The following is a 19546-nucleotide window of genomic DNA, read 5'->3' as shown; positions in this document are numbered from 1 at the left end:
TCTTCCATGCGCCAGCTGCGGAGCGATCACCCGAACGAGGCTGATGCGTACGAAGGTTCGAGCAGCAGCCGTGTCCATCAGTTTGGGAATCGCTTCTGAGGCTTCTCCCAACGCCTATGGCAGGCGGCGAGATGCCTGTAGAACAGGTGCAGAGCTGATTTCCTGGCGGAGAGCGACCTCAGGTACCCGGGGGCCCGGTCCAGCAGCTCTCGGAAGCGCTCGTCCAGTGCGGAGGCGGCGGCGCGCTGTGTGGCGGTTGGCACATGGGTGTAGATCCCGAGCGTGGTGGTCACCCGGGCGTGCCGGAGGATCTTCTGCGCATCGTTCGGGTGAACCTCCAGCGCGGCCAGCAGGCTGGCCGTGGTGTGCCGGGTGTCTTTGAGCGGGATGCGCCGCACCCCTGAGCTTGCTCCGCTTTGATGGACACCCTCGGTGTGTTGGTCAGGCCGGCAGGGCGTTCTCGTACTGAGCGGGGCTGCGATAGCCGAGACTGCTGTGCAACCTGCGTATGTTGTACCAGCCCTCGATCCATTCGAAGATCGCGGAGCGGGTGGCGGTCCGGCTTGGCCATCGTCGGTCTCCGATCAGTTCCCGCTTGAGAGTGGCGAAGAACGACTCGGCGAGGGCGTTGTCCCAGCACTGACCGGTCCGGCCGACCGACAAGCGGAGCCCGAGCTCCCCTGCCAGGTAGGCGAATTCACGGCTTGTGTATTGGCAGCCGCGGTCGGAGTGGAAGATCACCGGGCCGTTGGGGCGGCGGGTTCGGTAGGCGGTTCGGAGAGCTTCGGTGACCAGCTCTGTCCGCAGGTGGTCGGCGGTGGCCCAACCGACGACGCGGCGGGAGGCGATGTCGATGACGGTGGCCAGGTAGAGCCGGCCCTCCTCGGTCGGAATGTAGGTGATGTCGCCGCACCAGCGTGCGTCGAGGCCGGTCGGATCGGGCCGGAAGTCGCGCAGGACCAGGCCGGTCGCGTGGCGGCGTTCGGGTCGGGGATCGTGGTGCGGTGGCGTCGTCGGCGGTGCCGGCCCTCGATTCCTGCCTGGCGCATGAGCCGGGCGACGCGGCGCCGTCCGCACCGGTCTCCGCGCTGCTGGAGCTGGGCGCGGACGCGTGGGGCTCCGTAGCTTCCCCGGGAGTCCGCGTGAATCTCGGTGATCTTCGAGGTCAGCTCAGTGTCGCGGACGGCGCGGGGAGCGGGCTGGCTGTTGCGGCGGGCGTGGAAGGCGGCACGGGAGACCTTGAGCAGCTCACACGCCCGTTTGACGTTGTGACCCGCCTGCTTCTCCGCCTCGATGAACGGGTGGACCGTCACCGGGTCTCCTTCGCGAAGAAAGCCGTGGCGCGCTTGAGGATGTCCACGTCCTCGCGCAGGCGGCGGTTCTCCCGCCGCAGCCGGGCCAGTTCCTCGCGCTCGTCACTGGTCAGACCGTTCCGCTCGCCGATGTTCACCTCGGCCTGGCGCACCCAGTCCCGCACCGCGGTCTCGGTCAGGTCGAAGTCCTTCGCGATCTGACCGACGGACCGGTCACCGCGCCGGCAAAGGTCGACGATCTCAGCCTTGAACTCCGGCGTGAACGAGCGTCTGGGCCTCGGCTTCTTCCCCATGCTCTCCATGATGGACATCATCCTTCCGAGGCCGAAGCCCTCGACCAGGAGTGTCCGTCAAAGCGGATCAAGCCCACCTGCATAGCCCCTGTGTGGCAGACATCACATGCACGCTCGAACGACACGCCGAGGCGCTACAGAGGGTCTCTGGCGGGCTGCGGAGGCAGCGGGGCGCAAATACCACCCTGCGAAACGAAGTCGTCTCACAAGAATGAAATCCCCGCCGATTTATAAGCTCCAACCCACGTGGTACCACCTTGCCGTCGTGCCGCTTGGGCATCCCGCGAACGCTAACCTTCTGATCGTCAGCTCCCGCCGCTCTCCTCGTTTCGGGCTCGTTTGGGTCCGTGCCGCACCTCGGAGGGGCTAGCCCTTCGGGGCCGAGTGGGAGGGGTCTGGCAGATGGCGAGAAGGTCGCGGAGGCCGCGCAGGAGGATCGACAGCCCTGATTGGTGGCTGGTTGGTATCGGCGCGCTCGGGCTCTTGGTCTCGATCGCCGAGCAGATGGCGAGGCTCATGCATTAGGCATGAACATGGGGACGGGCGGCAACGGTACGGGCAGTAAGTAGGCCCGGCCGGTAGCAGTTCGGCCGGGCCCATCGCCTCGCACAGGGTCTGGTCCCGGCTGCAACCGGGGCCAGACCCATTTTTCGAGACACAACTTCGCCGTACGTGCGGCAAGGTTCCTCTGCGACTGTAGCCGACAGCAGCCCCACCCTGGTGTGACGTGTTGGCGTACGCCAACGCAGTACGCCAACACCAGCGCACCCGAGCAGACGGACCGTGACAACAGTGCACGGCTGACCTCTATATAGGGGCCAGACACAGGTGGAGAGCCGCGAGAGTGATCACCTGATAAGGAAGAGGCCACAGGTTCAAGTCCTGTTAGGCCCACCGGCGCGAAGGCCCCGATCACCTGGTGATCGGGGCCTTCGACGTGTTCCGCCCCGTGACCTCCCGGCCGCCCGCTCGTTGGGCCCGGTGCGCAGAGGCAACACAGGGTGAGCTGACTCGAAACCGATGTGAAGTCGTGGATGGCCGGCCGACAGAGCCGGTCACTGGGTGACGTGGGACGTAGCGCGACCTCTGCTCCGGTCGGCGGATGATCCGGCCCCGCCCGCCCCGGGCACCCGGGCGGTTCCCACGTCATGTCTTCATTCACCCTGTGAGGCAACCCATGTCCATGGAAGCCGCGCTGCTCGAATCCAGGACGCTCCGAAGCGGCCTGTGCGAGCGCACCGAAGTCCTCGACGAGGTCAAGGCCCTCGTCCTGCTGCCCGACGGGCTGTACGTCACCACGCGGATGGTGGCGGACTACTTCGAGGTCAGCGAGAAGACCATCCGGACCCTGCTCCGGCGCCACCGGCAGGAGTTGGAGGGCAACGGGTACACCGTGCTCAAGCCTGTGGATAACCCCGCGAACCAGCCGTTCAAAACGAACGGCTGGCAGGTCAGCGGCCCGCAGGGGGGTGACCGGCGGCCCGAGGAGGCCGAGCGACCGGCGCACCCTGTGGAAAACGAGAACCAGAGCTTCAACATGAAACTCTGGCAGGTCAGCGACACCGGAGGAGGTGACGGAACCCCCTACGTCCCCGCCCCGCCTGTGGACAACCCCTACGGTCGCCCGCAGGGCGGTGGCAACGGCGTGGCCCTCTACTCGCGGCGGGCCGTGCTGAACGTCGCGATGCTGCTGCGGGACAGCGAGGTGGCCCGGCGGGTGCGCGGGCGGCTGCTGGACGCGGTGGAGGAGGCGGCCCGGCCGGTGGTGCAGCCCCCGGTGGTGCACGCTTTCCGGGCGCGGCCGTGGCGGCGGTGGAGCGAGCTGCGCTGGGACGAGTACGAGGCGGGTCGGCGGAGCCCGGCGGTGGCGGCCTGGCGGCGGCGGATCGACGGTCTGGAGTCGTTCGGGGCGTACCCGCCGGAGGAGGACGGGCCGGTGGTCCCGCCGTACGTCGAGGAGCCGGAGTACGCGTTCACGCTGGAGGACTTGCCGATGGTGGTCGGGGGCCTGGTGGTGTCGGTCGGGTCGATCGAGCGGCGGCTGGAGGCGCAGGGGGTGCTGATCACCGCGATCGGTGAGCGGATCTCCCGGCAGGAGACCCGGATCGACGCGATGGACGCCCGGCAGGACGCCCTGGCCGAGGACGTCCGGGCGATCCGCCGGGACGTGGCCCACCTGCTGCGGGGGCGGCGGCGTCGGCGGTAGCCGGTAGCCGGAGGGTCCGGGCGCGCCGCCGGGCGGGAACGGCGGCGCGCCCGGGCGCGTTGTCGGGGCATGAGCGTCTTCTGGGCGATGAGCCTGCCGGGCCTGGTCTGCGCGCTGGTGGTGCTGGCGTTCGTGGACCAGGTCGCGCTGCGGGCCAGCCGGAGCCGCTGGGTGCCCTGGCGCGGGACGGGCCGGGAGGGGCAGGTCTCGGCGACCGGGTTCGAGCAGTTGCACGCCCAGTTCGCGGCCGGGAAGCAGGCCGAGCTGGAGCAGCGGAGGACCACGCTGATGCTCCGGGACGAGGACGGCGAGGGCGCCCCGCCGCGTTCGACGGTGGACCTGGACGGCGGTCTGGCGGTGATCCGCGGGGTGGACCGGCGGTCGGACGATCGCACTGATGGTGGGGCGTCAAAGCCGGTCGCGGATCGGTCGGTTGGCGGTGGCGGGGGCCGCTCTTGAACGGGTTACCGGTGTGTATCATCGGCCCCAGGGCGGTCTGCACCCTGACCGCTGGTTCGTTCTCACACATCCAAGCAAGCAAGAAGGACGAGGTCCCACGGTGAAGAAGCTCCTCCTGGTCGCCCTGGTCGCCCTCGGCGGCTTCTTTGTCTACCGTCAGGTCCAGGCGGACCGCGCCGAGCAGGACCTGTGGACCGAGGCGACCGACCCGGTCCCGGCCGGCCGCTGAGCGCCGACTGGCGAAGTCTTCTCGGACCGGCCCGCGGAGCACGGGCCGCGGCCGGTCCGAATCCCGCGTGGGCGGCTGCCCGGGAGCGGGTAGGCTATCCCCCGTTGCTCGGGGCCTTAGCTCAGTTGGTAGAGCGCTGTCTTTGCATGGCAGATGTCAGGGGTTCGACTCCCCTAGGCTCCACGATCACCGAACGGCCCCCGACCCGGTACTCCGGGTCGGGGGCCGTTCCGTCTGCGCACGCGCGGGCCGGGACGCGCTCAGTGCGGCTTGCGCGGGTCGTGCGGCTTGGGGCGGTCGTCGTCGGCGTGCTCGGGGTCGGCGTGCTCGGGGTCGGCCGACCGGTCCTCGGCGGCGTCGGGCTCCTCGTGGGGGACGGAGCCGTTCAGCACCGCTCCGCCGACCGGGGCGCCGGCGGCGCTGCCGGGGGTCGGCGCGGTCGCGGCGGAGACCCCGGTGACCGTGTCGGCCACGGGGGCCGCGTCGGCCGCGGGGGCGGGCGAGGCGCCGGCCGGGACGGCGTCCGGCGGGGTGACCGGCGCCGGGGGTTCGGTCAGCCACTCCGGGTTGTTCTGCTTGCGGTACCACTGCCAGGCCAGCACGCCGGTGCCGACCGCCAGGGTGCCGGCCACCGCGAGGCCGGTGGCCCAGCTGTTGCGGTGCTGCTTCTTGGCGTTCTTCGCGGCCAGCGCGCCGATCTCGGCGGCGCTGACGTTGCCGTGCAGCGCGGTGACGGCGGCGGCGCCGCGGTGCTGCGCCTCCTGGGCGATCGGGGTGACGGTGTCCTTGGCGGCCTGGAAGGTCTCGGCGACCTTGGGCACCACGGTGGCCCTGGCCTGTCCGGCGGCCTGCCCGGCCGACAGCTTGGCGGCCAGGGCGGCCTCCTGGGCCCGGTGGACGGCCCGGAGCGCGGCCTTCTGGGTCTCCGGGGGGAGGCTGGTGAAGGCGTGCTCCAGGTGCGGGGCGAGGTGCTTGACGTACTGCACCCGGGCGACCTGCGCGGCCTGGCCGGCGCCCGCCTTGGCCTGTGCCCCGGCGGCCGCGGCCTTCGGGCCGAGCGCCTCCAGCCTGGGGCCGAGGGCCTGCCTGGCCTCCTCCGCGTAGTGCAGGGCGGCCTCCTTGGCGGAGACGGCGTAGGGCGCGACGGCGTCCTTCGCCCGTCCGGCGGTCTCACGCGCGGTGTCCGTACGGCTCACGGGCTTCTCCTTCTCGGCGGGTGTCCGGCGTTGTCCGGTCTGCACCTTTCCACCTGATAGGAGATCATGCCTCGGGCCCGCCCGCCGGGCACCTTCGGCTGAGCCGTCCGCGAGCCGCGTGGGATGATTCCTCGGATAGTCAGTAGAAAACAGGAAGGTACGTCTCGTGGCCCAGGAACTCACCGCCACCCTGAAGACCAACCACGGTGACATCGTGGTCAAGCTCTTCCCGAACCACGCGCCGAAGACCGTCGCCAACTTCGTGGAGCTGGCCGAGGGCACCCGCGAGTGGAAGAACCCGGAGACCGGCGAGCTGGCCGCCAAGCCGCTGTACGACGGCACGGTGTTCCACCGGGTCATCGAGGGCTTCATGATCCAGGGCGGCGACCCGCTGGGCAACGGCACCGGCGGCCCGGGCTACAAGTTCGCCGACGAGTTCCACCCGGACCTCGCCTTCACCGAGTCCTACCTGCTGGCGATGGCCAACGCGGGCCCGGGCACCAACGGCTCGCAGTTCTTCATCACGGTCGCCCCGACCACCTGGCTGACCGGCAAGCACACCATCTTCGGCGCGGTCACCGACGAGGCCAGCCGGAAGGTCGTGGACGCGATCGCCACCACCGCCACCACCAAGCCGTACGACCGCCCGGTCCAGGACGTGGTGATCCAGCAGGTGGTCGTCTCGCGCGGCTGAGGCCCGCTCCGCGTCGGCCCTCCCCGCGGGGGCCGCGCGCAGTAGCCTGGGCGGTCCCGGCGGTGCCCCGTCCTCGACGGCGGGCGGCGCCGGGACCGTTTCGTTGAGGAGGAAGAGCGGCGATGCATCCGGAGGAGCCCGTGCGGCCGACGTCGGCGGACGGCCAGGGGCGGGGGAGCGGGCTGCCCGGCTGCTACCGCCACCCCGAGCGGGAGACCGGGGTGAGCTGCGCCAGGTGCGGGCGGCCGGTCTGCCCGGAGTGCATGGTGCCCGCCGCGGTGGGTTTCCAGTGCCCGGACTGCGTGCACGGCGCCGACGCCCGGCAGGAGCGGGCCCGGCAGCGGCCCAGGACCTCGGCCGGTGCGCTGCTGGCGATCGGTGACGGGGCGCTGGTCACCAAGGTGCTGATCGGGATCAACCTGGCGGTGTTCCTGCTCACCCAGTACCTGGCGCCCGACTGGCAGCTCCGGCTGGGGATGGGCAGCGCGGCGTCGGTGTGGGGGGCGCGGGCAGGTGTGGCCGAAGGGCCGACGGAGTGGTACCGGCTGCTGACCGGGACGTTCGTGCACGGCGGGCTGCTGCACGTCGCGATGAACATGTTCTCGCTCTGGGTGCTCGGACCGCAGTTGGAGCGGGTGCTCGGCCGGCTGCGGTTCCTGGCCCTGTACCTGCTGGCCGGACTGGCGGGCAACGCGTTCGCCTACCTGCTGATCGGTCAGGACATGTTCACGGTCGGGGCCTCCGGTGCGATCTTCGGCCTGCTGGGGGCCACCGCGGTGCTGTTCAAGGTGACCAGGACGCCCATGCAGCCGGTGATCGCGCTGCTGGTGGTCAACCTGGTGCTCACCTTCGCCCTGAACGGGAACGGCCCGGTCGGGGCCGACACGATCACGATCGACTGGCGCGCGCACGTCGGCGGCCTGGTGATGGGCGCGGCCGTGGCCGTCGGCATGTTCTACGCCCCGCGGGAGCGCCGGAACCAGGTGCAGGGGCTGACGGTGGCCGGGGGGCTGGTGCTGATCCTGCTGATGCTGTTGGTCGGGACGGCGCGCCTGCCGGGGTGAGGTTGTGCACAGGCGGCGGGCGCCGGGGGCGCCCTCCGATTGGATTTCCCGGCTCTACGCGCGTTATGCTGCCGCGTTGCGAGTTATCCACAGGCAGGGCGAAGTTTTCCCCACTGTGGACAACCCTGTGGATAAACGTTCGGACGCTCCGTCACGACCCGGCTCCGGGCAGCCCGGCCACCGCTCCGGCGCGGCGGCCGGAGCGGTGCGGGGCGGGTGCTGCGGGGACGGATCGGGCCGGGGCCCGCCGGGCGGTTCGGCCCGGCGTCACTTCCACTGCGTGGAGACGCCGAAGCCCGCGGCGATGAAGCCGAAACCGGCCAGGATGTTCCAGTTGCCCCAGCTGCCGATCGGCCAGTCACCACTGGTCACGTAGTAGGTGACGATCCAGACCAGGCCGACCAGGAAGAACACCAGCATCAGTGGTGCCACCCAGCTCCGGCCGGAACTGATCTTCACGGCCGTCGCGGTGCTCGGAGGCGGCGTGTAATCGGCCTTCTTGCGGAGTCGAGACTTCGGCACGAGGGGTTCTCCTGTCGATGCGCTGTGACCGCGCGGGTGGGTCAGCGTGGGCGGGCGGCAAATGGTGGGCCGGTCCGTACGGTTGGTCCTCCGCACATGCCACCGGCGTCCGTTAGCGTAGTGGCTCGCCGGGTCATAAGGAGATAAGGGTACGGTGCCTGATTCCACGATTTCTTCGCCGTCCCCCGCTCCGCGCCCCCGGCGTGGGCGAATTGTCGGACGTGCCCTGACCTGCACCGTCTTCGCGCTCGCCGGTTTGCTGTTCTACGTCAGCGCGGAGACCGCGCACGGCACCGATCTGCGCACCGACAACTCGCTGCTCAAGCTGAGCGACGTCATACAGCAGCGCTCCACCCAGAACCAGCAGCTGTCCGAGCAGGTCTCCGCCGACCGGGACCGGGCCGACCGGCTGGCCCAGCAGCAGGGGCAGAGCCCGGACGACGCCGCCCGGCTGGCCGAGCTGCAGCAGGCCGCCGGACTGGACGGGCTGCGCGGGCCCGGGCTGACCGTCACCCTGGACGACGCCCCGCCGAACGCCACCGCGCGGATCCCGGGCGTCCCCGAGCCGGACGTCAACGACCTGGTGATCCACCAGCAGGACATCCAGGCGGTGGTCAACGCCCTGTGGCGGGGCGGCGCCGAGGGGATCCAGGTGATGGACCAGCGGCTGGTCTCCACCAGCGCGGTGCGCTGCGTCGGCAACACCCTGCTGCTGCAGGGCCGGGTCTACTCGCCGCCGTACGTGATCCGCGCGGTCGGGAAGAGCGAGGCGCTGCGCTCCGCGGTGGACGCCGACCCGACCGTCCGCAACTACCTGGGCTACGTGGCCGCCTACGGGCTGGGCTGGAAGGTCCAGGAGAGCGGGGACCTCTCGCTGCCCGGCTACACCGGATCCGCCGACCTGCGGGCCGCCTCCGCCCCCTGACCCCGCCCCGGACCGCCCCGGACCCCCGCGATCCGCCCGTTGCGCGGATACCCTCCTGGGCCGGGGGGCCGGGCGTCTACGCTTGTGCAGACCCGAATCACCGAGGAGCACCATGTACGGCTGGATCTGGCGGCATCTCCCGGGCCCCGCGCCGGTCCGCGCGCTGATCGCACTGCTGCTCGTCCTCGGGGTGGTCTACGTCCTGTTCCAGTACGTCTTCCCGTGGGCCGAGCCGCTGCTCCCCTTCGGGAACGTGACGGTGGACCAGGGCAACGGCGGCTGAGCCCGGCACCGTTCCGAGCCCCTCCGTCCTCCGACGCACCCGCATCCCAGGAGTAGCGATGACCTCCGCCGGCAGAACGCCCCGGATCCTCGTGGTCGACAACTACGACAGCTTCGTCTTCAACATCGTCCAGTACCTGTACCAGCTGGGTGCGGTCTGCGAGGTGGTCCGCAACGACGAGCTGACCGTGGCCGACGCCCGGCCGCGGTCCGGCGACGAGGGCTACGACGGGGTGCTGCTCTCCCCCGGGCCCGGCACGCCGGAGGAGGCCGGGGTGTGCGTGGAGATGGTGAACCACTGCGCCCGGACCGGACTCCCGCTGTTCGGGGTCTGCCTGGGCCTGCAGTCGATCGCGGTCGCGCACGGCGCGGTGGTCGGGCGGGCGCCCGAACTGCTGCACGGCAAGACCTCGCCGGTGCTGCACGAGGACGGCGGCGTCTTCGCGGGCCTGCCCTCGCCGTTGACCGCGACCCGCTACCACTCGCTGGCGGTCGACCCGGCCACGGTGCCCGCCGAGCTGGTGGTGACCTCGCGCACCGACAGCGGCGTGATCATGGGCCTGCGGCACCGCGAACTCCCGGTCGAGGGCGTCCAGTTCCACCCGGAGTCGGTGCTCACCGAGGGCGGCCACCGGATGCTCGCCAACTGGCTCGCCGAGTGCGGGTACCCGGAGGCGGTGGACCGCTCGGCGGGCCTCGCCCCGGTCATCGGCCGGAGCTGACGCGGTGACCTCCGTGCGCCCGGAGGGGGGCGTTCCCGAGGAGCTGGGGGAGTCGGAGCAGTGGGGCGTCTACGAGCCCCCCGCCGAGCAGACCCTGAAGCTGCGGCTGTCCGACACGTCCGGCGCCGGGTCGGACGTCGAGCCCGGACCGGAGCCGATACCCGGGCCGGCCGCCGCGGAGGGCGGCCGGGCGGACCGCCGCCGCAACGCCGGCCGCCGGGGGGCGGGCACCGGGCGCCGCCGGGCCACCGCCCGGCCCGCCGGGCCGCGGCCGCCGCGCCCGCCGGAGCGCAAGCGGGTGGTGCTGGCCCGGCTGCTGGGGGAGGTGTTCATCACCCTCGGCGCGGTGATGCTGCTGTTCGTCTCGTACCAGCTGTGGTGGACCAACGTGCTGGCCGACCGGGACGCCAGCGCGGCCGGCAACAAGCTGGAGAAGCAGTGGGCGCAGCCGGTGCCGAACGGCAGCACGCCGCCGCCGCAGACCAAGTTCGAGGCCGGTGAGGGCTTCGCCATGATCCACATTCCGAAGCTGGGCCTGGACTACCCGGTCGCCGAGGGCACCGACAAGCAGAAGGTGCTCGACCACGGCCTGGTGGGCCACTACACGGGCACCGCGATGCCCTCCGACCCGGACGGCAACTTCGCGGTCGCCGCGCACCGCACCACGCACGGGCAGCCGTTCCGGAAGATCGGCCAGCTGGTGCCGGGCGACAAGATCGTGGTGGAGACCGCGACGGCGTACTACACGTACGAGGTGGCCGGCGGCATCCCGGAGACCCCGCCGAGCAACGTGACGGTGCTCCAGAAGGTCCCCAAGGGCTCGCCGTTCAACACGCCGGGCCGCTACCTGACCATGACGACATGCACGCCGGAGTTCAGTGCCCGGGGAAGACTGATCGTGTTTGGCAAGATGGTCGAGGAACGGCCGAGGAGCCAGGGGCAGCCGGAGGCGCTGACCGGGCAACACTGAGCAGCGAGGCACGGCACCATGGGCACAGCCATTCGGGGCGGGCGGCAGCGGCGCGGACGGCTGGGGGTGGCCCTGGGGCTGCTCGGGGAGGTGCTGATCACCCTGGGGCTGGTGCTGGCGCTGTTCGTCGGGTACTCGCTCTGGTGGACGGACGTGGTGGCCGAGCGGGCGGCCGGGCGGGCGGGGGACCAGCTCCGGAACAGCTGGTCCGGCCCGGCGGCGCCGCCGGGGGACACCGCCCCGGTGCCGCAGTACGCGGCGGGTGACGGGCTGGGCTTCCTGCACGTGCCGGCCTTCGGGAAGGGCGACCAGACGCTGATCCGGATGGGCACCACCGCGGAGGTGCTCAACGAGGGCGTGGCGGGCGTGTACGAGGAGCCGTACCGCTCGGCGATGCCGTGGGACCCGGAGGGCAACTTCGCGCTGGCGGCGCACCGGGACGGGCACGGCGCGAAGTTCCACGACCTGGACAGGCTCGGGGCGGGCGATCCGGTGGTGGTGGAGACCAAGGACTCCTGGTACGTCTACCGGGTCGCCGGGACGCTGCCGCAGACCTCCAAGTACGACGTGGGCGTGGTGGCGCCGGTCCCCGAGGGCTCGCCGTTCACCGGCCCCGGCCGCTACCTGACGCTGACCACCTGCACGCCGGTGTACACCTCCCGGTACCGGATGGCGGTCTGGGCGCAGCTGGTCCGGGTCGACCCGGTGGACGCGAGGCGCACCCCGCCGCCGGAGCTGCGCTGACGGGCGCTGACGCGCCGCCAGGACGGCCGAGGGGCCGCACCGTTCCTCCCGAACGGTGCGGCCCCTCGGCCGTTCCCCTGCCGCGCCGCGCTACGGCTTCGTGGTGGGGTCGGGCGGCGTCTTGTCGCCGGCCTTGGTCCACAGCTGGACCGTGCTGTTCGGCGGGATGAGGGTGTTGGCCGGCGGGTCGCTCTTGATCACGATCGCGTTGTCGTCCTGCGGGCCGCCGTTCACCACCACCGACTGGAGGTGGCTCTTCTGCAGGTCGGCGATGACCTGCTTGTAGGTGTGGCCCTCGGTGATCGGCATCGGGACCTTGTCGGCGAGCTGGCCGACCGTGATGGTGATCGCGGTGCCCTGCTTGGCCTGGGTGTTCTTCACGCTCTGGTCGAGGACCTGGCCGGCCTGGGTGGGGTCGGTGACGATCTTGTTGGTCGGCGTGACGGTGAAGCCGGCGGTGGTGAGGATCTGGGTGGCGTCGTCCACGGCCTTGCCGATCACGTTCGGCACGGCGACCTTCTGCAGGCCGGAGGAGACCGTCAGGGTGATCGTGGCGCCCGGGGCGGCCTTGTCCTTGACGTCCTGCGAGATGACCTTGTCCTGCTCGACCTTGTCGTCGTTGGCGTAGGTGATCTTGACGTCGAAGCCCTTGTCCTTGAGCGTCTTGCTCGCGGCGTCCTTGGCCTGGCCGGAGACGTCCGGGACGGCGACCTGGGCCGCGGCGGCGGCCAGGTGCACCGTGATCGTGCCGTCGGCGGCCATCTGGCCGCCCGCGGCCGGGCTCTGGGTGCAGACCTGGTCCTTCTGGATCTTCGGGTCGGGGCAGTCGGCGGCCGGGTCCCCGGCGGTCACCTTGAGCTTGGCGCTCTGCGCCTTCGCGGCGGCCGTCGCGTCCTCCAGGCTCATGCCGGTCAGGGTCGGGACGGTGCTCTTCCCGGCGTTCGTGCCGCCGGTCTTCACGATGGACTGCACCACGAAGAACGCGCCGACCAGGACCAGCACCGCCGCGACGGCGAGCACGATCCAGGAGGTGTTGTTCTTCTTCGGCTGCTCCTCGCGCCGCCGGCTGCCGCGGCCCTCGTAGCCGTCCCCGTCGTTGCCGCCGCCGTAGCCGTTGTCCTGGTAGCCGCCGTAGGGGGCGGGCTGCTGGTTGCCGACCGGCGGCAGCATGGTGGTCGGGCCGCCGCCCTGCTGGGGCAGCACGTTGGTCTGGCCGTACGGGTCGTACTGGTTGCCGCCCTGGTCGTAGCCGTAGCCGGCCGCGCCCATGCCGTAGGCCGCCTGCTGGGCGGCGGCGACCGGCAGGCCGTCGAGGAAGCGCTCGATGTCGTCGCGCATCTCGTCGGCCGACTGGTAGCGGTAGTCGCGCTCCTTGGCCAGCGCCTTGAGCACGATCGCGTCGATCTCGGGGCGCACCTCGGGGTCGTACGAGGACGGCGGCGCGGGCTCCTCGCGGACGTGCTGGTAGGCCACCGCGACGGGCGAGTCGCCGACGAACGGCGGCCGGACGGTCAGCAGTTCGTACAGCAGGCAGCCGGTGGAGTACAGGTCGGAGCGGGCGTCGACGGTCTCGCCCTTGGCCTGCTCGGGGGAGAGGTACTGGGCGGTGCCGATGACCGCGGAGGTCTGGGTCATCGTCATGCCGGCGTCGCCCATCGCGCGGGCGATGCCGAAGTCCATCACCTTGACGTTGCCCTGCCGGGTCAGCATCACGTTGGCGGGCTTGATGTCGCGGTGCACGATGCCGGCCCGGTGCGAGTACTCCAGGGCCTGCAGGATGCCGATGGTCATCTCCAGCGCCCGCTCGGGCAGCAGCCGCCGCCCGGTGTGCAGCAGTTCGCGCAGGGTGGAGCCCTCGACGTACTCCATGACGATGTACGGGATGGAGATCCCGTCGATGTAGTCCTCGCCGGTGTCGTAGACCGCGACGATGGCCGGGTGGTTCAGTGAGGCCGCGGACTGCGCCTCGCGGCGGAACCGGGCCTGGAAGGAGGGGTCGCGGGCCATGTCGGTGCGGAGGGTCTTCACGGCGACGGTGCGGCCGAGCCGGGTGTCGTGGCCGAGGTACACCTCGGCCATGCCACCGCGCCCGAGGACGCCGCCGAGCTCGTACCTGCCGCCTAGGCGACGAGGCTCTTCCATATCTCCGACCCTCTCCCCCACCGGTCGGTGAGGATGTGACGTAGGTGTCCCCGCACGCTCTCTTCGGACGCCTCGGCCCCGGCCGCGGTTCCACGGCCGGGCCGGCGGTTTCCGGCTGCGGGTACACCCGCTGCTGGCGGATACGCTACCGGGCGAACCTGAGCTGCCCCGGGCAGGCCGCCAGCTGAGACCAGACCGGTATCGACCGGGACGGTCCCATTGTGACAATTCCGGCCGCCGATCGAGGACCGGCGGCCGGAATGTGACGCATGCGACCGGACCTACTTGCCGAGCGCCGCCTGCATCATCGACTTGGCGATCGGCGCCGCGATCGAGCCGCCGGAGATCTCGGAGCTCTGCGCGGCGCCGTCCTCGACCACCACCGCGACCGCGACCTGCTTGCCGCCGGAGTCCTTGGCGTAGGAGACGAACCAGGCGAACGGCTTGCCCGCGTTGTCCTGGCCGTGCTGCGCGGTGCCGGTCTTGCCGCCGACCGTCACGCCCGGGATGCTCGCCCGCTTGCCGGTGCCGCCCTTCACGACCGCCTCCATGAGCTGCTGGAGCTTCTGCGCGGTCTCCGGCGAGACGGCCTGGCTCATCTGGTGCTCGGTGTGGGTGGAGATGGCGTGGCCGGGCGCGCCCTCCTGGGAGACCAGGTAGGGCTGCATCAGCGAGCCGTTGTTGGCGATCGCGGCGGCCACCATGGCCATCTGCAGCGGGGTGGCCCGGGTGTCGTGCTGGCCGATGGCGTCCATCGCGGTGCCGTCGGGGGAGGAGTTGCTGGGGAAGTAGCTGGCGGTGGGCCGGATCGGGATGTCGACCTTGTCGTTGTTGAAACCGAACTTCTCGGCCTGCGCGCGCAGCGTGTCCCCGCCGAGCTCGGCGCCGATCTTGCCGAACACCGTGTTGCAGGAGATGGCCATCGCGTCCACCAGGGTGGCGTTCGTGCAGGGCTCGTCGGGGCTGTCGTTGACCAGCGGGGTGCTGGTGCCCGGCAGGATGTAGGTGTCCGGGGTCGAGGTGGCGTCCCCCGGGCCCTGGAACTTGCCGGTCTCGAACGCGGTGGCCGCGGTGACCAGCTTGAACGTCGAGCCGGGCGGGTAGGTCTGGCGCAGCGCCCGGTTCAGCATCGGCTGGTTCGGGTCGTTCTGCAGCGCCGTCCAGGCCGCGGAGTCGGCGTCGCTGCCGCCGGCGAAGGTGCCCGGGTCGTAGGACGGGGTGGAGACCAGCGCCAGGATCGCCCCGGTGCGCGGGTCGATCGCCACCGCGGCGCCCTTCTTGTCGCCGAGGCCCTCGAAGCCGGCCTTCTGCACCTTCGGGTCGATGGTGGTGACCACGTCGCCGCCCTGCTTGGGCTTGCCGGTCAGCATGTCCAGGGTGTTGCGGAAGAAGAGCCGGGAGTCGGTGCCGGAGAGCACGCCGTCCTCCAGCTTCTCCAACTGGCTGGAGTCGAAGATCTGCGAGGAGTAGCCGGTGACCGGGGCGTACATCGGCCCGTCCACCCAGGCGCGCTTGTACTTGTAGCGCAGGCCGTTGACGAAGTCGGACTTGGTGACGGGCTGCCCGCCGACGATGATGTTGCCGCGCGGGGTGGCGTACCGGTCGTACTTGGTCCGCTCGTTGTGCTGGTTGCTCGCCCAGGCCGAGGCCTGCACGCCCTGCACCCAGTTCACCCGGGCCATCAGCGCCAGGATCAGCACCAGGCAGAAGATCGAGACCCGGCGGATCGGCTTGTTCACGAGGACGCTCCCCTGCTCTGGCCCGGTGCGCCGTACCCGGGCGGCCCGTAGCGGTCGGGACCGGCGGGCTCCGGGATGGCCGGGGCGGGTTCGGCGGTCGGTTCGGCGGCCGGGCGGCGGGCGGTGTCGCTGATCTTCATCAGGACGGCGATCAGCGCCCAGTTGGCGACCACCGAGGAGCCGCCCTGGGCCAGGAAGGGCATCGTCATGCCGGTCAGCGGGATCAGGCCGGTGACGCCGCCCGCGACCACGAACACCTGGAGGGCGAAGGCCGAGCTGAGGCCGACCGCGAGCAGCTTGCCGAACGGGTCGCGGGCCGCCAGGGCGGTGCGCAGGCCGCGCTGCACCACCAGGCCGTAGACCATGAACAGCGCCATCAGGCCGGTCAGGCCCAGTTCCTCGCCGAACGAGCCGAGGATGAAGTCGCTCTTGGCCGCGAACTGGATCAGCCAGCTGCGGCCCTGCCCGAGCCCGGTGCCGACGGTGCCGCCGGAGCCCAGCGACATCAGGGTCTGGCCGATCTGCTCCGAGGAGTACTTCGGGTGGTTCGGCCCGAACGCGGCCATCGGGTCCAGCCAGGCGTTGATGCGGGTCTTCACGTGCGGCTCGGTGGTGGCGACCACGGCGGCGCCGCCGAAGGACATCACCAGGCCGAAGACGATCCAGCTGGTCCGCTCGGTGGCCACGTACAGCATCACCACGAACAGGCCGAAGAACAGGAAGGACGAGCCGAGGTCGGTCTCGAAGACCAGGATCAGGATCGACAGCAGCCAGACCACCACGATCGGGCCGAGGTCGCGGCCGCGCGGCAGGTACAGGCCCATGAACTTGCGGCTGGCCAGCGCCAGGGCGTCCTTCTTCACCATCAGGAAGCCGGCGAAGAAGATGGTCAGGATGATCTTGGCGAACTCGCCGGGCTGGATCGAGAAGGACCCGATGCGGATCCAGATCTTCGCGCCGAAGTTCGCGTCCTGGGACGGGAAGAAGGCCGGCGCGGCCAGCAGCACCAGCGCCACCACCATCGAGATGTAGGTGTAGCGCTGCAGGATCCGGTGGTCCTTGAGCAGCCACATCACGCCGATGAACAGCGCGATGCCCAGGCCCGACCACATCAGCTGGTTGGTGGTCGCCGGGTAGTTGTTGCTCAGCAGCTTGCCGGCCTTGTCGAGCCGCCAGATCATCACCAGGCCGAGCCCGTTCAGCAGCGTCGCCAGCGGCAGCAGCAGCGGGTCGGCGTACGGGGCGAACCGGCGCACCGCCAGGTGCGCGGCGCCGGCCAGCACGCCCAGGCCCAGGCCGTACGCCAGGATGTTGGCGGGCAGCGTGCCGTCCATCGCCAGGCCCACGTTGGCGTACCCGAACACCGGGATCACCACCGCGAAGGCCAGCATCAGCAGTTCGGTGTTGCGCCGGTTCGGCACGGCGTCCCCGGCGGACCGGCCGGCGGCGCGGCGGCGCCCGGTGGCGGGCGCGCGGCCGCCGCTCACGTCGAAGGTGCTCATGCCTGTGTGAAACCCCCCGGGTTCGACCGCGGCCCTACTGGGCCGAGCAGGAGGCGGCGAGCTGCTGCTCCTGCTCGGTCAGCGGCGGCGCGGACGGCTCGGTGCCCTCGCCTGCGGCCGGGGCGTTCTTGGACTCTTCGACCTTCTTGCAGACGGCGGCCTGCGCGCGCAGGGCGTCCACCTGCTTCCGGGCGTCGACCAGGCCGTCGGCCTGGATCTTCTTGCTGACCTGGTCGCGCTGGTAGGCGGGCAGGTACTTGAGTTCGACGTCGGAGAACTGCTGGTAGACCGAGCTGAGCTCGATGCCGACCAGGTTCTGGTCCAGGCCGCGGTAGACCGCGACGTGGCCGTCCTGGGCGCCGACGTAGTACTGGTCCTGGTTCCACCGCCAGGCGAAGAAACCGCCGGCCCCGAGCACCGCGAGCACCAGCACGCCGATCAGGGTGAGCTTCAGGCCGCGCTTCTTCTTCCGGCGGTCGACCGGGGCGTCCGGGTCGAAGCCCTCGCCGGGCGCGCCGTACTCCGCCTCGCCGTAGCCGCCCTCGCCGGGCGGGAAGCCCCCGGCCGGGGCGCCGTAGCCCTCGGCGGGGCCGAAGTCGCCCGCCGGGGCGCCGAAGCCGGGCTGCTGCTCGTAGCCGCCCTCGTAGCCCTGGGCGGGCCCGAAGGCGCCCTGCGGGCCCTGCGGCTGCGGGGCCTGGCCGCGGCCGAGGCCGGCCGCCCGGCCGGCCGGGGTGTCCAGCAGCTGCGGGTCGTTGAACTGATGGTGCGGCTGGTTCTCGGCGACCGCGCCGACCACCACCGGGGCCTCGGCGGCCTGGCCGCTGAGCGGGTCGGTGGCGCCGACGTCGATCACGTCGGCGACGATGCAGGTGATGTTGTCCGGGCCGCCGCCGCGCAGCGCCAGCTGGATCAGCTCCTGGACGGTCTGCTCGGGCGCGTAGTAGCCGCCGAGCGTCTCCTCCAGGGTCTGGTGGCTGACCGGGCCGGACAGGCCGTCGGAGCAGATCAGGTACCGGTCGCCGGCCCGGACCTCGCGGATCGACAGGTCGGGCTCGACCTGGCCGCGGCCGTCCAGGGCGCGCATCAGCAGCGAGCGCTGCGGGTGGGTCTCGGCCTCCTCGGCGGTGATCCGGCCCTCGTCGACCAGCCGCTGCACCCAGGTGTGGTCCTGGGTGATCTGGTCCAGCCGGCCGTCGCGCAGCAGGTAGGCGCGGGAGTCGCCGATGTGCACCTGGCCCATCCGCTGGCCGTCCCACAGCAGCGCGGTCAGGGTGCAGCCCATGCCCTCCAGCTGCGGGTCCTGCTCGACCATCTGCCGGAGCCGGTCGTTGGCGGTCTGCACCGCCTCGTTGAGCAGGCTCAGCAGGTCGGCGCCGGGGTGCGGCTCGTCGAGCCGGACGATCGAGCCGAGGACCTCGGAGGAGGCGACCTCGCCGGCCGCCGCCCCGCCCATGCCGTCGGCCACCGCGAGCAGCCGGGGCCCGGCGTAGCCGGAGTCCTCGTTCCCTTCACGGATCAGGCCCTTGTGCGAGCCGGCGGCGAAGCGCAGCACGAGACTCATGCTGTCCGGGCCCTCCTTCGGGTGGAGCTGGTCCTCATGCGCTGACTACTTCCGCAGCTCGATGACGGTCCTGCCGATTCGGATCGGCACGCCGACCTGGAGCGGCATCGGCGTGGTGAGCCGCTGCCGGTCGAGATAGGTGCCGTTGGTGGAGCCTAGATCCTCCACCGTCCACTGCCCAGCCTGATCCGGGTAGATCCTGGCGTGACGCGAGGACGCGTAGTCGTCGTCCAGCACGATCGTGGAGTCGTGCGCCCGGCCCAGCGTGATGGTCTGGCCCTGCAGCGCGACGGTCGTGCCGGCCAGCGAGCCCTGGGTCACCACCAGGTGGGTGGGCTGGCCGCGGCGCTGCCGGGCCTGGGCCTGCTGGGCGGCGGCCTGCGGGGCCTGGCCCTGCGGCGGGCGGCCCGCCCCGGCCGGGGCGGGGGCGGCGGCCCGCTGGGCGGTGCGCGCCGCGCCCTTGGTGTTGAACAGGTCGCTGCGGATCACCTGCACCGCGACGATGACGAACAGCCAGAGGACGGCGAGGAAGCCCAGCCGCATGACCGTCAGGGTCAGATCAGACATACCGGCCCGCTTCTACCCTTCGACCTGTCGGTAGACGATGGTGGTCGACCCCAGGACGATCCGGGAGCCGTCGCGGAGCGTAGCGCGCTGGGTGTGCTGCCCGTCCACCACGATGCCGTTGGTGGAGCCCAGATCCAGGACCATCGCGGGCGTACCGGGACGGATCTCCGCGTGCTTGCGGGACACCCCGGGGTCGTCGATCCGGATGTCCGCCTCGGTGGAGCGGCCGAGCACCACCGCGTTCTGGCTGATCTGGTGCCGGGCGCCGTTCACCTCGATCCAGCGCCGGGTGCCGGCGCCGCCGTGGCCCGCGCCGGGGAAGGGCCGCACGTTGCCCGGCGCGGCGGGCGCCGGGGCGGGCGCGGGCATCGCGGGCGGGGCGACGGGCGGCGGCGGGGCGCCGTACGGGGCGGCGG

General features: G+C 71.5%; 21 protein-coding genes, 1 tRNA gene and 1 pseudogene. 11 read left to right on the top strand and 12 right to left on the bottom strand.

Annotation, left to right across the window (positions count from 1 at the left end):
- Positions 1-77 precede the first annotated feature (77 nt).
- The 4 genes and pseudogenes from ABD345_RS37775 to ABD345_RS37765 all read right to left on the bottom strand — a co-directional run bounded on the left by ABD345_RS37775 (position 78) and on the right by ABD345_RS37765 (position 1606).
- Positions 78-398 carry a site-specific integrase gene (locus ABD345_RS37775; RefSeq protein WP_344559016.1) on the bottom strand — a complete coding sequence of 107 codons (321 nt, stop codon included), beginning with the start codon at positions 396-398 and terminating at the stop codon, positions 78-80.
- 43 nt (positions 399-441) lie between these two features.
- Positions 442-1077 carry an IS3 family transposase gene (locus tag ABD345_RS37770; protein ID WP_344559015.1) on the bottom strand — a complete coding sequence of 212 codons (636 nt, stop codon included), beginning with the start codon at positions 1075-1077 and terminating at the stop codon, positions 442-444.
- Positions 1068-1313, bottom strand: a pseudogene (locus ABD345_RS40400) (IS3 family transposase); the annotation flags it as partial. The gene ABD345_RS37770 and the pseudogene ABD345_RS40400, both read right to left, overlap by 10 nt.
- Positions 1310-1606 carry a transposase gene (locus tag ABD345_RS37765; RefSeq protein WP_380274033.1) on the bottom strand — a complete coding sequence of 99 codons (297 nt, stop codon included), beginning with the start codon at positions 1604-1606 and terminating at the stop codon, positions 1310-1312. The pseudogene ABD345_RS40400 and the gene ABD345_RS37765, both read right to left, overlap by 4 nt.
- 1177 nt (positions 1607-2783) lie before the next feature.
- Between ABD345_RS37765 and ABD345_RS37760 the strand changes: the two genes are divergently transcribed.
- The 4 genes from ABD345_RS37760 (at position 2784) to ABD345_RS37745 (ending at position 4683) form a co-directional block, all read left to right on the top strand.
- Complete coding sequence (locus tag ABD345_RS37760; protein ID WP_344559014.1) at positions 2784-3812, top strand: hypothetical protein; 1029 nt, start codon at positions 2784-2786, stop codon at positions 3810-3812.
- 69 nt (positions 3813-3881) lie between these two features.
- Complete coding sequence (locus ABD345_RS37755) at positions 3882-4271, top strand: DUF6191 domain-containing protein (protein WP_344559013.1); 390 nt, start codon at positions 3882-3884, stop codon at positions 4269-4271.
- Between the two features lie 100 nt (positions 4272-4371).
- The gene (locus ABD345_RS37750; protein WP_014137031.1) at positions 4372-4500 is read left to right on the top strand and encodes a DLW-39 family protein; all 129 of its coding nucleotides are present in this window, start codon (positions 4372-4374) and stop codon (positions 4498-4500) included.
- A gap of 110 nt (positions 4501-4610) precedes the next feature.
- Positions 4611-4683, top strand: a tRNA-Ala gene (locus ABD345_RS37745).
- 77 nt (positions 4684-4760) lie between these two features.
- On the opposite strand, the gene ABD345_RS37740 is transcribed toward ABD345_RS37745, so the two are convergent.
- A complete protein-coding gene (locus ABD345_RS37740) occupies positions 4761-5696 on the bottom strand; it encodes a DUF5324 family protein (protein WP_344559012.1) in 936 nt (311 codons plus the stop codon).
- A gap of 166 nt (positions 5697-5862) precedes the next feature.
- Between ABD345_RS37740 and ABD345_RS37735 the strand changes: the two genes are divergently transcribed.
- Together ABD345_RS37735 and ABD345_RS37730 are read left to right on the top strand one after the other, a co-directional pair.
- Positions 5863-6390 (top strand): peptidylprolyl isomerase, encoded by a 528-nt coding sequence (locus ABD345_RS37735; protein WP_344559011.1) that lies wholly within the window; start codon positions 5863-5865, stop codon positions 6388-6390.
- A 122-nt stretch (positions 6391-6512) separates the two neighbouring features.
- A complete protein-coding gene (locus ABD345_RS37730; protein ID WP_344559010.1) occupies positions 6513-7454 on the top strand; it encodes a rhomboid family intramembrane serine protease in 942 nt (313 codons plus the stop codon).
- Positions 7455-7721: 267 nt separating this feature from the next.
- On the opposite strand, the gene crgA is transcribed toward ABD345_RS37730, so the two are convergent.
- Positions 7722-7976, bottom strand: coding sequence for a cell division protein CrgA (gene crgA / locus ABD345_RS37725; RefSeq protein WP_344559009.1), 255 nt, complete (start codon positions 7974-7976; stop codon positions 7722-7724).
- Positions 7977-8130: 154 nt separating this feature from the next.
- On the opposite strand from crgA, the gene ABD345_RS37720 reads away from it, so the two are divergent.
- From ABD345_RS37720 to ABD345_RS37700, 5 genes are all read left to right on the top strand, one after another.
- Positions 8131-8901, top strand: coding sequence for a DUF881 domain-containing protein (locus ABD345_RS37720; protein WP_380274044.1), 771 nt, complete (start codon positions 8131-8133; stop codon positions 8899-8901).
- Positions 8902-9013: 112 nt separating this feature from the next.
- A complete protein-coding gene (locus ABD345_RS37715) occupies positions 9014-9184 on the top strand; it encodes a hypothetical protein (protein WP_033254177.1) in 171 nt (56 codons plus the stop codon).
- 58 nt (positions 9185-9242) lie between these two features.
- Positions 9243-9905: an aminodeoxychorismate/anthranilate synthase component II gene (locus tag ABD345_RS37710; RefSeq protein ID WP_344559006.1), complete on the top strand. Its 663-nt coding sequence runs from the start codon at positions 9243-9245 to the stop codon at positions 9903-9905.
- Between the two features lie 4 nt (positions 9906-9909).
- Positions 9910-10875, top strand: a complete 966-nt coding sequence (locus ABD345_RS37705) for a class E sortase (RefSeq protein ID WP_344559005.1) — start codon at positions 9910-9912, stop codon at positions 10873-10875.
- 18 nt (positions 10876-10893) lie between these two features.
- The gene (locus ABD345_RS37700; protein ID WP_344559004.1) at positions 10894-11619 is read left to right on the top strand and encodes a class E sortase; all 726 of its coding nucleotides are present in this window, start codon (positions 10894-10896) and stop codon (positions 11617-11619) included.
- A 90-nt stretch (positions 11620-11709) separates the two neighbouring features.
- Here the strand turns inward: ABD345_RS37700 and pknB are convergent, their stop codons facing one another.
- The 6 genes from pknB to ABD345_RS37670 all read right to left on the bottom strand — a co-directional run.
- Entirely contained in the window at positions 11710-13761 is a 2052-nt protein-coding gene (gene pknB / locus ABD345_RS37695; RefSeq protein ID WP_344559003.1) for a Stk1 family PASTA domain-containing Ser/Thr kinase, read from the bottom strand.
- A gap of 281 nt (positions 13762-14042) precedes the next feature.
- Entirely contained in the window at positions 14043-15500 is a 1458-nt protein-coding gene (locus tag ABD345_RS37690) for a peptidoglycan D,D-transpeptidase FtsI family protein (RefSeq protein ID WP_344559002.1), read from the bottom strand.
- Positions 15497-17002 carry an FtsW/RodA/SpoVE family cell cycle protein gene (locus ABD345_RS37685; protein WP_344559001.1) on the bottom strand — a complete coding sequence of 502 codons (1506 nt, stop codon included), beginning with the start codon at positions 17000-17002 and terminating at the stop codon, positions 15497-15499. Before ABD345_RS37685 ends, ABD345_RS37690 begins: the two co-directional genes overlap by 4 nt.
- A gap of 34 nt (positions 17003-17036) precedes the next feature.
- A complete protein-coding gene (locus tag ABD345_RS37680; protein WP_344559000.1) occupies positions 17037-18563 on the bottom strand; it encodes a PP2C family protein-serine/threonine phosphatase in 1527 nt (508 codons plus the stop codon).
- 45 nt (positions 18564-18608) lie between these two features.
- Positions 18609-19130 carry an FHA domain-containing protein FhaB/FipA gene (locus ABD345_RS37675; RefSeq protein ID WP_344558998.1) on the bottom strand — a complete coding sequence of 174 codons (522 nt, stop codon included), beginning with the start codon at positions 19128-19130 and terminating at the stop codon, positions 18609-18611.
- A gap of 12 nt (positions 19131-19142) precedes the next feature.
- Positions 19143-19546: FHA domain-containing protein (locus tag ABD345_RS37670; protein ID WP_344558997.1), on the bottom strand; the 404-nt coding region annotated here is incomplete at its 5' end.

The organism is Kitasatospora saccharophila, assembly GCF_039529925.1.
In the GTDB taxonomy this organism is placed as follows: Bacteria; Actinomycetota; Actinomycetes; order Streptomycetales; family Streptomycetaceae; genus Kitasatospora; species Kitasatospora saccharophila.
The sequence above is the reverse complement of the archived record's forward strand: the minus strand, read 5'-3'. Positions and strand labels throughout refer to the sequence as shown.

Bases quoted from the DNA above. Each gene is read 5' to 3' on its own strand.
- ABD345_RS37765 (WP_380274033.1), bottom strand. From the start codon at position 1,606: ATGGGGAAGAAGCCGAGGCCCAGACGCTCGTTCACGCCGGAGTTCAAG.
- ABD345_RS37760 (WP_344559014.1), top strand. From the start codon at position 2,784: ATGTCCATGGAAGCCGCGCTGCTCGAATCCAGGACGCTCCGAAGCGGC.
- ABD345_RS37755 (WP_344559013.1), top strand. From the start codon at position 3,882: ATGAGCGTCTTCTGGGCGATGAGCCTGCCGGGCCTGGTCTGCGCGCTG.
- ABD345_RS37730 (WP_344559010.1), top strand. From the start codon at position 6,513: ATGCATCCGGAGGAGCCCGTGCGGCCGACGTCGGCGGACGGCCAGGGG.
- ABD345_RS37715 (WP_033254177.1), top strand. From the start codon at position 9,014: ATGTACGGCTGGATCTGGCGGCATCTCCCGGGCCCCGCGCCGGTCCGC.
- ABD345_RS37710 (WP_344559006.1), top strand. From the start codon at position 9,243: ATGACCTCCGCCGGCAGAACGCCCCGGATCCTCGTGGTCGACAACTAC.
- ABD345_RS37700 (WP_344559004.1), top strand. From the start codon at position 10,894: ATGGGCACAGCCATTCGGGGCGGGCGGCAGCGGCGCGGACGGCTGGGG.
- pknB (WP_344559003.1), bottom strand. From the start codon at position 13,761: ATGGAAGAGCCTCGTCGCCTAGGCGGCAGGTACGAGCTCGGCGGCGTC.
- ABD345_RS37685 (WP_344559001.1), bottom strand. From the start codon at position 17,002: ATGAGCACCTTCGACGTGAGCGGCGGCCGCGCGCCCGCCACCGGGCGC.
- ABD345_RS37680 (WP_344559000.1), bottom strand. From the start codon at position 18,563: ATGAGTCTCGTGCTGCGCTTCGCCGCCGGCTCGCACAAGGGCCTGATC.
- ABD345_RS37675 (WP_344558998.1), bottom strand. From the start codon at position 19,130: ATGTCTGATCTGACCCTGACGGTCATGCGGCTGGGCTTCCTCGCCGTC.